The following is an 11,671-nucleotide window of genomic DNA, read 5'->3' on the forward strand; positions in this document are numbered from 1 at the left end:
AGGGGTTTATCCCTTTCCACAAGCTTCTTATAGTTGAAAGATAGCCTCTTTTTCTCGCTCAAGTGACTGAAGATGTTCAACCGCTTTATGATGCTTATCCTGTAAACGCCAAATTGTATTATGTACATCATCTTGCACACGGGATACTTGCTCCCTAGCAGTTGAAATTTTAGAGTGAACAGACCAAGCTGAGAAAATATCATCAAAGAAATAGTCTGCAAATTTTACAAAACCATCTGTTTCAACATGTAATGATTTCGTTGATAAATCATGGACGTCAAGAAGTTCATTATGAAATCGCTGTAAAGCAATTTGTGCATCGTGAAGATAATTTTCAGACTGATTAAGTGCATCATGCTTTAAATGCGTAGCAATAAGTCCACCTCCCAAAAACGTATCCCATGTTGAAAAACCATTAGCGGAATGTAGGGAAGCTGCTGCTTGCCCAAGCTTTGTTAATGCAGTTTCACCAGCCTCTTCTGCTTCCTTCATTTCCACAATTAATTGCTTCGTTATTATTTCCTCATGCGCTAATCGCTCTAATTTTTTTGCTTGCTCTGGCTCATGTATTTGTAAGTAATTTTTCTTTTTAGCATTCAGCTGGCTTAAAGCTTCTTGTAAATGTTGTTCATTAATTTCAGTAAGCTTTGACTTAGCTTGTGCTAAATCGGTTGTTAAATCTTCTTGCATTTTCTTTGCTTCATTTATTTTTAATTCAAGAACGGCTGCTTTATCAATTTTCTCTGCTCGTAGCTCATCTTGTTGCCCCGTCCACGTACGAATCATATTCATAAACGAAAATCCTTCTAATTTATCAAGTTTCGTTCGAATGTGATTGAGTGCTATAGAGTGTTTGTAAATGTCCTGTTGTGCACGCTCAAGTTGCTTTTCAATTAATAGCTTTTGTTCATTTAATCTACTGATATTTCTTAATTGTGCATGTATTATTTCCTGTTCATTTTGTAACTGTCTCCATTCCATTCATCCCAACTCCTCTTATTTATTTGTACGGATGAAAAGAATAAATGTTTCAATTATCTGTCATCTTTTATCATTTTTCGTCATTTTTTTTGAATCAAAAGGAAAGCCCAGCAACCAAATGGCTACTGGACTTGTACTAATTTTATAGTGGAATGTTTCCGTGCTTTTTCTCTGGACGTGATTCATGCTTATTTGAAAGCATATCTAAGCCTTGAATTAGCTTAATACGTGTATCACGTGGATCAATGACATCATCCACCATACCGCGAGATGCTGCAACATATGGGTTTGCGAATTTTTCTTTGTATTCCTCAATTTTCGCTGCACGTGTTGCTTCTGGATCATCCGATTTTGCAATTTCGCGTGCAAAGATAATATTTGCAGCACCTGCTGCACCCATAACGGCAATTTCAGCGTTTGGCCAAGCAAATACGAGGTCAGCTCCAATTGATTTTGAGTTAAGTGCAACATAAGCACCACCATATGCTTTACGTAAAATAACTGTAATTTTCGGTACAGTTGCTTCAGAGTATGCATAAAGAATTTTTGCTCCATGACGGATAATTCCACCATGTTCTTGTTTAACGCCTGGGAAGAAGCCAGAAACGTCCTCAAATGTGATGATTGGAACATTGTATGCATCACATGTACGGATGAAACGAGCCGCTTTGTCAGAAGAATCGATATCTAGTCCACCAGCAAGTACTTTTGGTTGATTACATACAAGACCAACAGATTCACCCGCAATACGTGCAAAACCTACTACTACGTTTTTCGCAAATTCTGAGTGAACTTCCATAAATGAGCCTTCGTCCACTACTTGCTCAACTACTCTACGTACATCATAAGGACGAGTTGTTTCGATCGGCACAGTATCCACGATTTCAGGGCGGTAGTCATCACCCTCTGGACGTGCCTGACGTGGTGCTTTTTCTTTATTATTTTGTGGAAGATAGCTTAATAGTTTTTTAATTTGATCGATTGCTTCTTCTTCAGATGGTGCACGGAAGTGTGCATTACCACTTACAGCGTTATTTACTTTAGAACCACCTAAATCTTCAGCAGAAATTTTTTCACCTGTAACTGTTTCAATTACTTTAGGTCCTGTAATGAACATTTGAGATGTTTTATCAACCATTAGGATAAAGTCTGTGATGGCTGGAGAATAAACTGCTCCTCCAGCACATGGTCCCATAATTACTGAAATTTGTGGGATTACGCCAGAGTAGATAGCATTACGATAGAAAATATGACCGTATCCATCAAGTGAAAGTACTCCTTCTTGAATACGTGCACCACCAGAATCATTAATACCAATGAATGGTGTACCATTTTTAGCAGCAAGATCCATTACTGTGGCCATTTTTTTCGCATGCATTTCACCAAGCGCTCCACCAAATACAGTGAAATCTTGAGAGAATAAGTAAACAGAACGTCCATTAATTTTACCGAAACCAGTAACTACACCATCACCAGGTCCTTCCATCTTGTCCATACCGAAGTCTACTGTACGGTGTGTAATGAATGGGTTGATTTCGAAAAATGTATCTTCGTCCAGCAATAATTCAATGCGCTCACGAGCAGTTAATTTACCTTTTTCATGTTGCTTGTCGATGCGCTCATAGCCACCACCAAGTTCAATTACCGTCTTACGGTCATATAACTCATTAATTTTGTCGAACATATCCATACTAATCACTTATCCCCTTTTCCACTTTTATCGCATAATTCATATAGTACACCGAAAGATGATTTAGGATGCATGAAGGCTACCTCTGCACCACCAGCACCTGGTCCTGGCTCTTCTGATAAAAGACGCACGCCTTTTTCACGAAGCTCTGCCATACGCTCACGAATCCCTGTCACACCGAAAGCTACATGGTGAATACCTTCTCCACGTTTTTCGATAAATCCATGAATAGCACTTTTTTCACTCATCGGTTCCAATAATTCGATTTTCACGTTGCCAGCATCTATAAATGCAACACGAACCTGTTGAGATTCAACCTCTTCCACTTTTAACAACTTTAAGCCTAAAGTTTCTGTATAATATGTAATGCGTTCATCAAGATCACGCACCGCAATCCCAATATGGTCTACTTTCTCCATGGTGACATCTCCTTCTGTTATGGTACATACTCTATTTTACAGACTTTTTTGTCAAAACTCTACTACTTGAGAAATTTTTCAGATTTGCTAAACTATTTATAAGAAAAGAAGGAGCGAACGAGCATATGAGCAATAAAAAATTTCAAAAAATCGTTGTTTATGCAATGATAGCGATCATGGTAATTTCATCTCTAGCGTTTGGTTTATCCATGTTAGTGTAAAAAGCGTTAGCGTCCGCATTACTGCGGGCGCTCTTTCTTTACCTTTAAACCCTTAAATGACTGTTTAATTTCTAAATATCGATCCATTTCTTCGATAAATTGATAAAGCGCTGCCTGTGCTAAAAATTGCTCATGATTTTGCGGTAGCGGTAACTGAGCAAAATCTCGCCTAACCTGCTCAAGCTTCTCTCTAAAATGACTAGCCGTATTTCCTGAATGAACATGTTCAGCAAGATCTTGAACAAAGTCTGCCACTATCGTTGCCTCTTGTACTATAACAGGTAGGGCTGTTATTTTCGGGAGTACTCTTTCAATAATTTCGAGCTGCTGTTCACGCATATCAAAATAGACATAGTAATCATTTTTTCGTCTCATAAAATGATTTTCAACATCTTTAAAGGCTAATGATTTCGCATTATTTAAAGCTGTAATGGCTTCAATTATTTCTCGCCCATCCCACAATGTATCGCCTTCTCTTAAATAATTTGCAATTTCTAAAAAAATTTTACTATATAGTTCCTCTATTTTAACTCGATAGTAATTTAATTCCTTTTGAATATCTGGCATATACATATTAATCGCTATTCCTGTCCCATAACCAATTGCCATTAAAGCTAATTCATTAGAAACCAATGTCCACGAAAATTTTTCAGCAGCATAAATATGCATAATAATTACAGCACTTGAGACAAAGCCGTCTGCTACCTTCAATGACACTATTGTGGGAATAAAAATAATGAGCATTCCCGCTAGTGTGAGTGGGTGATATGAAAATAGCTCAAAGCTCAAAAAGGCATAAAGCATACCGATAATACTTGCGACAAATCGTGTATAAGCAGCATGAAGGGATTTTTTCTTCGTTGGCTGTACACAAAGTATTGTTAAAATACCAGCAGATGCATAAGAAGCTAATTCAAAATACTGGGCAATGGCTATTGCAATGGCTGCACCAGTTGCCGTTTTTAATGTACGATAGCCGATTGAAAACTTCTTCAAGTCGACTGCCTCCCATCCTTCATTACTCTTCACTTAATCTATTCATTAAAATAATTCAATTTTTTAAGCACATAATTTAGCTAATATTTAAAAAATTCCAAATATACTTCAGCCATCATTACTTAATGAGAACAAATTATCTACTATTAATGACAAGGAACAGCCTCCGCAGCCAGCGTTGTTGCTGCGGAGCGTTCTACTTATCAAATTAATTAATGAATAATATTAAAGTTCATCGCAGTATTCTTCAAAGTTTGCTTGTAAATTTGTCACAACAGACATTGGATCGTGACCTTCAATTTCATAGCGTCCAACTTCAGCTACCACTTGTCCATCCTTTAATAGTACAAAAGATGGAGAGGATGGTAAGTGATCTTCACCGAAGTGATAACGAGCAGCTGCCGTTGCTTCTTTATCTTGACCAGCAAAAACTGTAACAAGATGATTTGGACGTTTATCATAATGAACGCTTTGTGCTGCTGCTGGACGTGCAATACCTCCTGCACAGCCGCAAACTGAATTGACCATAACTAATGTTGTACCTGGACGAGCAAACGCCTCTTCAACAGCCTCTGGTGTGCGTAGCTGCTCATAACCAGCAGCCTCAATTTCTGCACGTGCTGTTTTTAAAATTTCTTGCATAAATAAATCGTAATCCATATTCATATAGCGATAGCTCCTTTCAAGTTCGTGTCACCTTAGACTTTAGACTGACACTAATACATCTCCTATCATAGCAGTTAGTAGCGATTTTGTGCACCTACTTGCTCAGTAATTTCGTCTTGATTTCGATGCTTTCGACACTAACACATTTGCTGAATGAAGATGCAGCAACAGTTTATTGCTGTGATTGATTATCGCTAAATAAACGATCTACACCTTGTGTTACTGTCAGCTGTCCATTTAAAATTTGGTGTTCTAACAGTTGCACTTGCGCCTTACGCTCTGAATTACCGTAAAACGCATCAATTAAATGGTCAGTAATCATTGATTGGAACCAATCCTTGGTTTGATTTTGACGTCTAATTGACCAGTAATTATTTGTTTCAACCGTTTGTCTAAACTCTCCGATTGTATTCCATACTTTGTCGAGGCCGCGTTTTTCCCATGAACTAACTGGCATAGCAGTAGACATCCATCCTGGAGTAGCTGGCTGTAAGAAATGCAAAATTTGTTTATACTCAGATACAGTTTTTTTGGCTAAACGTACGTTATCTCCATCAGCCTTATGCACAACGATGGCATCTGCTAACTCCATAATACCCTTTTTCATGCCTTGTAGCTCGTCACCGGCTCCTGTTAATACTAGCAACAAGAAGAAATCAACCATACCTCGGACATATGTTTCGCTTTGTCCAACACCGACAGTTTCAATTAAAATAACATCATAGCCAGCAGCTTCACAAACTAGCATTGTTTCACGAGTTTTTTTATGGACACCCCCTAGGGTACCAGCTGAAGGAGATGGTCGAACAAATGCATTCGATTTCTTCACAAGCTCCTCCATACGTGTTTTATCGCCTAAAATACTTCCCCCTGATAGAGAGGAACTTGGATCAATCGCTAGGACTGCTACTTTTTTCCCCATCTCACAAAGCATCGTTCCGAAAGCTTCAATAAATGAGCTTTTTCCAGCACCAGGAACCCCTGTAATGCCAATACGAACACTGTTTCCTGTATGTGGTAGAAGCTCCTGTAAAAGCTCTTGAGCCTGCGCTTTATGCACAGCATTTGAGCTTTCAATGAGTGTTATCGCCCTCGATAATTGAGTACGGGAACCTGCCATTACCTCACGAGCAAGCCCCTGTATATCAATTTTATCAGCTTTTTTCTTTCGGAATTTTTTTGGTACACCATACTGCATACCATCGTGAGATGCTGCTACTCCATCCATGACAAATAGTGCACTATCCTGCATCTCTTTGTTTTTGTCCATTACTTAGACACTTCCTCATAACCTAAGCGTTTGTAGATTTCTTCAATAATTTTAATGGCAGATACAGGAATTACTGTACCTGGACCAAAGATTGCTACAGCACCAGCTTCATAAAGGAATTCATAATCCTGTGCTGGAATAACACCGCCAACAATAATGATAATATCTTCACGACCTAGCTTTGTTAGCTCAGATACCAGTGCAGGAACTAATGTTTTGTGACCTGCTGCTAAAGAGGACACACCGATACAATGCACATCATTTTCAACCGCCATTTGCGCTGTTTCTTCTGGTGTCATAAACAGTGGAGAAATATCTACGTCAAAACCTAAGTCAGCATAGCCTGTTGCGATAACTTTGGCACCGCGATCATGACCGTCTTGTCCCATTTTTGCTACTAAAATACGTGGACGGCGACCTTCATTTTCAAGGAATTCGTCTGTCATTCGTTTTACTTCAAGAATCTGCTCTTCATCAGAGAAGTTTGCAGAGTATACACCTGAAATAGAACGGATGATTGCTTTATGTCGGCCAGAGACAACTTCAATTGCATCTGAAATTTCCCCTAAAGACGCACGAGCACGCGCTGCATCTACCGCTACTGCTAATAAGTTTTCTCCGCCTTCTTTTGCAGCTTCTGTTAGTCTAGCAAGATGTTTTTGTACTTCTTCTTCATTACGAGCAGAACGCATTGATTCTAAGCGCTCAATTTGTTTTTGACGCACTAATGTGTTGTCGATGTCAAGAATATCAATAGGCTCTTCTTTTTCTAGACGATATTTATTGACACCAACAATTGTTTCTGATTTAGAGTCAATTTTCGCCTGACGTTTTGCTGCAGCTTCCTCGACCTTCATTTTTGGAAGACCTGTTTCAATCGCTTTCGCCATTCCACCCAGTTCTTCAATTTCTTCAATTAATGCCCACGCAGATTTTGTAATTTCTTCCGTTAATTTCTCCACATAGTATGAACCACCCCATGGATCAATCACTTTTGTCATAGCCGTTTCTTCTTGTAAGAATAACTGTGTATTACGTGCGATACGAGCAGAGAAGTCTGTTGGTAGAGCAATGGCCTCATCCAGCGCATTTGTATGAAGTGATTGTGTATGACCCATTGAGGATGCATTAGCCTCAATTAATGTACGTGTTACGTTATTAAATGGATCTTGCTCCGTTAAAGACCAGCCAGATGTTTGTGAATGTGTACGAAGTGCTAACGTCTTTGAATTTTTCGGGTTGAACGTAGACATCATTTGCGCCCAGATACGGCGAGCAGCACGCATTTTCGCAACTTCCATGTAATAATTCATGCCAATTGCCCAGAAGAATGATAGGCGCGGTGCAAAGGCATCAATATCGATTCCAGCTTTCAATCCCGTACGGACATATTCAAGACCATCTGCCAATGTATAAGCAAGCTCGATGTCATTAGTTGCACCAGCTTCTTGAATATGGTAACCAGAAATCGAAATAGAGTTAAATTTTGGCATAAATTTTGCTGTATATTCGAAAATATCTGCGATAATTTTCATAGACATTGCTGGTGGGTAAATATAAGTATTACGAACCATGTATTCTTTTAAAATATCATTTTGAATCGTACCAGCAAGTTTGTCAGGTGTAACCCCCTGCTCTTCAGCTGCAACGATATAGAATGCCAAGACTGGTAATACCGCACCATTCATTGTCATTGACACGGACATTTGATCTAAAGGAATTTGGTCAAATAGGATTTTCATATCTTCAACAGAGTCAATGGCAACCCCAGCTTTACCAACATCCCCAGTTACACGTGGATGATCGGAGTCATAACCACGGTGCGTTGCTAAGTCAAATGCAACAGAAAGACCTTTTTGCCCCATCGCCAGATTACGTTTGTAGAATGCATTGGATTCTTCAGCTGTAGAGAAACCAGCGTATTGGCGAACAGTCCAAGGACGTGCTACATACATCGTAGGGTATGGACCACGTGTATTTGGTGCTATACCTGCCACATCATTTAAATGTTTCGAATCTTTAATATCTTCTTTTGTATAAATATCTTTAATCTCAATACCTTCATTCGTCATGAATTTTTCTTCTGACGCCAAAGGTGCTTCAGCTGCTAATACTTTTTCAATTTCAATTGCACTAAAATTTGGCTTGCTCATCGTTGGACCTCCTTCATGCTAGCGAACATTGAATTTAATTTTTCAATGATGTTCTGTCCTGCGAAAATAAAGCCGCATAAGCCATCTGCTAACCAAGCTTCTTCTTCGTCTTTAAATTTTCCTGCAACATCAACAAGTACATTAGCAGGCTTACCGGCTAGAATTGCTGGTACTAATTCTTTTGTATCATCATCATTGCCAGCAATCACCACATAGGTTGCTTCTGTAGCTTTTAACCAAGCTACTGCTTCTTCAGCCGTTGTAATTGGTTCGCTTTTTTCTGGTACTAAACCTACTGTATTTAAGAAACCAGATACAAAATCTGCACGTGGTTTCGAGCTTTTTAATGTACCTAATGCTAAGATTCCTGTTTTCACTCTGGCTGCAGTCATTTCTGCTCGTAATTGCTCGAAAGGTATAGCAATTCGCTTAATTTCTGCAAATAGTGGGTTTGTTTCACTTTCAAGCATATCAGCAGGATTCGCATAAATATTTGTACCAATTAGAGATTGCTTACGTGTTTGTGTGGCTTTAATACGAGCTTGATATGATTTTTCCAATTCTTCTGCTAGCTTACCTGAAGCAGTATAAGCATCAATGCCTCCAGCAGCTTCAATATCTAAGAATAATGCCCAAGCTTCTTTCACAAAATCAGCTGTTAATGACTCAATGAAATATGAACCACCAGCTGGGTCAGTTACTTTTAACACATTTGTTTCTTCTTTTAAAACTAAAGATACATTACGTGCGATACGAACTGATTGATCAGTTGGCTTTGCTAATGCATCATGTGGATGAACAGTAAAGACGTCTGCCCCGCCAATTAGGCCAGAAAGCGCTTCATTTGCTGCACGTAATAGATTTACATAAACATCTAGTTTTGAGAAGCTTCTTAATGACGTTTCTGCAAGAGTTGGAATTTTAATATTTTCATCTGCACCATAAGCAGATGAGAACGCTTTCCAAAGCACTTTAAAAGCACGAAGCTTAGCAATCTCTGTAAAGAACTGTGTATCAACAGCAAAGGATACAAAAAATTGCTGTGCAAAGGCTTCAAAGCTTTCTTCTTGCTCTGCATATTTAGCCGCAAACGCAAGTGCATAGGCTAATTCTTGTACAGCGTTTGCTCCTTGATTGTGATAAACCGTAGTATCTGCACCGATTGAGCGCACGTTCGGAAAATCAGTTAAAGTGATAGGGTTTTTTGAAACGATGAAACCTTTGGCAGCTTCTCGTTGTTCAATGGCAATGTTGTCGAATACTGCTAGTAATGGGTCATTTGAATTTTCAACCGTAATTTTAAACGAATATTCTGAGAAATAAGTCGCTAATTTTGCTACTATTTCTTCAGTCCATTCAAAATTAACACGGCTATCAATTGTTACTACTTCATTTCCACGTGCTAAACTATCATCAAGCTGAGCAAATAATGCTTCACCTGTGTCAGCATATACTTGCTGTGCCACTTTAAAGACTTGACTATTTTGCAGGGAACGGATTGTGGCAACTTGTTTATCAAGTTCTTCACCAAGTTTTGCTACTAAACTTTCTTGTGTGTAAAGAGGTTCTAATGTAACACCTTCACTTGTTTTCGTTAAAAGAGACTCGAATGGTTTCCCTTTTAAAGCCTTGATTGCTGCATCTTGCCATTCTGAATAGGATGGCTTTTCAAATTCAATATTTTTCATGTTGTTTGACATGCGGACGCTTAATCAGCTTCCCCCCTTAGTAGTTTCTATTTGTTATTCTACATGACAAATTGCGACTCGAAAAGCAAAAAAAAAATCGGAAACCGTTATACAACAGGTTTCCGAGAAGTCATCAGTAGACTGACGTCGAAGATTTATTTGTATTTTCGAGTATTTCTTTCACTCTATTTAGGAATTTACCGCAAACAAGTCCGTCTAATACACGGTGATCTAATGACAAACATAAATTCACAATATCCCGTGCAGCAAACATTCCACCCGGTAAAATAACTGGTTTTTTTACAATACTTTCCACCTGTAAAATTGCTGCTTGTGGATAATTAATGATGCCCATTGACTGTACAGAGCCAAATGCGCCCGTATTATTGACCGTAAAAGTTCCGCCTTTAATATCATCCATTGACAATTTTCCAGCTCTTACTTTGACAGCGAGCTCATTAATTTCCCTTGCAATCCCTTTGATCGATTTTTCATCAGCGTGTTTTATAACAGGAACAAATAAGGCATCATCTGTTGCGACGGCAATGGAAATATTGATGTCATGCTTCTGAATAATTTTATCCTCTGCCCACATAGAATTCATCATTGGAAACTCTTTTAATGCTTGTGCAACAGCTTTCACAAAGAAGGCAAAATACGTAATGTTAAAGCCTTCTTTGTGTTTAAACTCTGTCTTTATACTGTCTCGATAAGTGACTAAATCAGTTACATCCACTTCCATCATCATCCATGCATGCGGCACTTCATGAACACTTCTTACCATATTATTAGCAATAGCACGACGCACTTTCGTTACAGGTATTTCAATATCCCCTGCTTGCAAAGGCTGTACAGGTGCGGCTGGCTTCATATCGTTCTGTGGTGTTACATTTGCTACAGCTGGTGCTGATTGCTGTACAGAAGTATCAGTAGCAGGTGTTTCAGGCTGTGTAGTTGGCACAGCTCCTGCCTCAATCAAAGTCAGAAGATCTTTTCTTGTAATACGCCCTCCTTCGCCTGTTCCTGTGACTTGATCGAGTGCAATATCATGCTCCTGTGCAAGTCGAAGAACTGCTGGTGAATAGCGAACTTTATCCTGCCTTACTGGCTTTGGTGGTGCTACCGTAGCTGTTGTAGCTTGTTGTGTTTCTTGTTTTCTTTGTACACCGGCATTTAAAATCGCCGTACTAACTGCTGATTTCTTTGCTGGAGGTGGAGGCGGTAACTCGCTGTCACCGGCGATTTCAATAGAGCAGACTATTGCACCAACTGGTAACGTTTGACCTTCCTCTGCAAGCAACTCTGTAATAATACCTTCAAATGATGAAGGGATTTCTGCATTTACTTTATCTGTGACAACTTCTGCTAGTGGATCATATTTTTTTACTGTATCACCAGGCTTTACAAGCCATTTTTCAATTGTTCCTTCAGTTACACTTTCACCGAGCTGTGGCATTGTGATATTTTGAATCGCCATCATCTATTCCTCCCATCCATTTAAGCAAAGCTGTATTTATCTGTGATACACCATTTAAGAATGAACAGCCACTAGGATACTGCTAGAGAACAGTTCTCATAATGGACTAT

10 protein-coding genes are annotated in these 11,671 nt (G+C 39.0%); 1 reads left to right on the top strand and 9 read right to left on the bottom strand.

The window, feature by feature from the left end:
- Positions 1 to 27 precede the first annotated feature (27 nt).
- From ACQKIM_RS03790 to mce, 3 genes are all read right to left on the bottom strand, one after another.
- Entirely contained in the window at positions 28 to 981 is a 954-nt protein-coding gene (locus ACQKIM_RS03790; RefSeq protein ID WP_427539273.1) for a hypothetical protein, read from the bottom strand.
- A 142-nt stretch (positions 982 to 1,123) separates the two neighbouring features.
- Positions 1,124 to 2,671, bottom strand: coding sequence for an acyl-CoA carboxylase subunit beta (locus ACQKIM_RS03795; protein WP_427539276.1), 1,548 nt, complete (start codon positions 2,669 to 2,671; stop codon positions 1,124 to 1,126).
- A 5-nt stretch (positions 2,672 to 2,676) separates the two neighbouring features.
- Positions 2,677 to 3,090 (bottom strand): methylmalonyl-CoA epimerase, encoded by a 414-nt coding sequence (gene mce / locus ACQKIM_RS03800; protein ID WP_053594596.1) that lies wholly within the window; start codon positions 3,088 to 3,090, stop codon positions 2,677 to 2,679.
- A 125-nt stretch (positions 3,091 to 3,215) separates the two neighbouring features.
- Here mce and prli42 point away from each other — a divergent pair, with 125 nt between their 5' ends.
- On the top strand, positions 3,216 to 3,311 hold the full coding sequence (gene prli42, locus ACQKIM_RS03805; protein WP_173479009.1) for a stressosome-associated protein Prli42: 96 nt from the start codon (positions 3,216 to 3,218) through the stop codon (positions 3,309 to 3,311).
- Positions 3,312 to 3,329: 18 nt separating this feature from the next.
- On the opposite strand, the gene ACQKIM_RS03810 is transcribed toward prli42, so the two are convergent.
- The 6 genes from ACQKIM_RS03810 to ACQKIM_RS03835 all read right to left on the bottom strand — a co-directional run bounded on the left by ACQKIM_RS03810 (position 3,330) and on the right by ACQKIM_RS03835 (position 11,561).
- Positions 3,330 to 4,307: an aromatic acid exporter family protein gene (locus ACQKIM_RS03810; RefSeq protein ID WP_427539281.1), complete on the bottom strand. Its 978-nt coding sequence runs from the start codon at positions 4,305 to 4,307 to the stop codon at positions 3,330 to 3,332.
- A gap of 225 nt (positions 4,308 to 4,532) precedes the next feature.
- Positions 4,533 to 4,973: a BrxA/BrxB family bacilliredoxin gene (locus ACQKIM_RS03815; protein WP_427539284.1), complete on the bottom strand. Its 441-nt coding sequence runs from the start codon at positions 4,971 to 4,973 to the stop codon at positions 4,533 to 4,535.
- Between the two features lie 172 nt (positions 4,974 to 5,145).
- The gene (meaB, locus tag ACQKIM_RS03820; protein ID WP_427539287.1) at positions 5,146 to 6,243 is read right to left on the bottom strand and encodes a methylmalonyl Co-A mutase-associated GTPase MeaB; all 1,098 of its coding nucleotides are present in this window, start codon (positions 6,241 to 6,243) and stop codon (positions 5,146 to 5,148) included.
- Positions 6,243 to 8,396, bottom strand: a complete 2,154-nt coding sequence (gene scpA, locus ACQKIM_RS03825) for a methylmalonyl-CoA mutase (protein WP_427539290.1) — start codon at positions 8,394 to 8,396, stop codon at positions 6,243 to 6,245. Before scpA ends, meaB begins: the two co-directional genes overlap by 1 nt.
- On the bottom strand, positions 8,393 to 10,096 hold the full coding sequence (locus ACQKIM_RS03830; RefSeq protein WP_427539293.1) for a methylmalonyl-CoA mutase family protein: 1,704 nt from the start codon (positions 10,094 to 10,096) through the stop codon (positions 8,393 to 8,395). The genes scpA and ACQKIM_RS03830 overlap by 4 nt, the downstream gene beginning before the upstream one ends.
- A gap of 121 nt (positions 10,097 to 10,217) precedes the next feature.
- On the bottom strand, positions 10,218 to 11,561 hold the full coding sequence (locus ACQKIM_RS03835) for a dihydrolipoamide acetyltransferase family protein (RefSeq protein WP_427539296.1): 1,344 nt from the start codon (positions 11,559 to 11,561) through the stop codon (positions 10,218 to 10,220).
- Positions 11,562 to 11,671: the final 110 nt, after the last annotated feature.

The organism is Lysinibacillus sp. NPDC047702 (assembly GCF_050272555.1).
In the GTDB taxonomy this organism is placed as follows: Bacteria; Bacillota; Bacilli; order Bacillales_A; family Planococcaceae; genus Lysinibacillus.

Coding starts and splice junctions, on each gene's coding strand:
- ACQKIM_RS03795 (WP_427539276.1), bottom strand. CDS start 2,671: ATGGATATGTTCGACAAAATTAATGAGTTATATGACCGTAAGACGGTA.
- ACQKIM_RS03830 (WP_427539293.1), bottom strand. CDS start 10,096: ATGTCAAACAACATGAAAAATATTGAATTTGAAAAGCCATCCTATTCA.
- mce (WP_053594596.1), bottom strand. CDS start 3,090: ATGGAGAAAGTAGACCATATTGGGATTGCGGTGCGTGATCTTGATGAA.
- meaB (WP_427539287.1), bottom strand. CDS start 6,243: ATGGACAAAAACAAAGAGATGCAGGATAGTGCACTATTTGTCATGGAT.
- ACQKIM_RS03835 (WP_427539296.1), bottom strand. CDS start 11,561: ATGGCGATTCAAAATATCACAATGCCACAGCTCGGTGAAAGTGTAACT.
- prli42 (WP_173479009.1), top strand. CDS start 3,216: ATGAGCAATAAAAAATTTCAAAAAATCGTTGTTTATGCAATGATAGCG.
- ACQKIM_RS03790 (WP_427539273.1), bottom strand. CDS start 981: ATGGAATGGAGACAGTTACAAAATGAACAGGAAATAATACATGCACAA.
- ACQKIM_RS03815 (WP_427539284.1), bottom strand. CDS start 4,973: ATGAATATGGATTACGATTTATTTATGCAAGAAATTTTAAAAACAGCA.
- scpA (WP_427539290.1), bottom strand. CDS start 8,396: ATGAGCAAGCCAAATTTTAGTGCAATTGAAATTGAAAAAGTATTAGCA.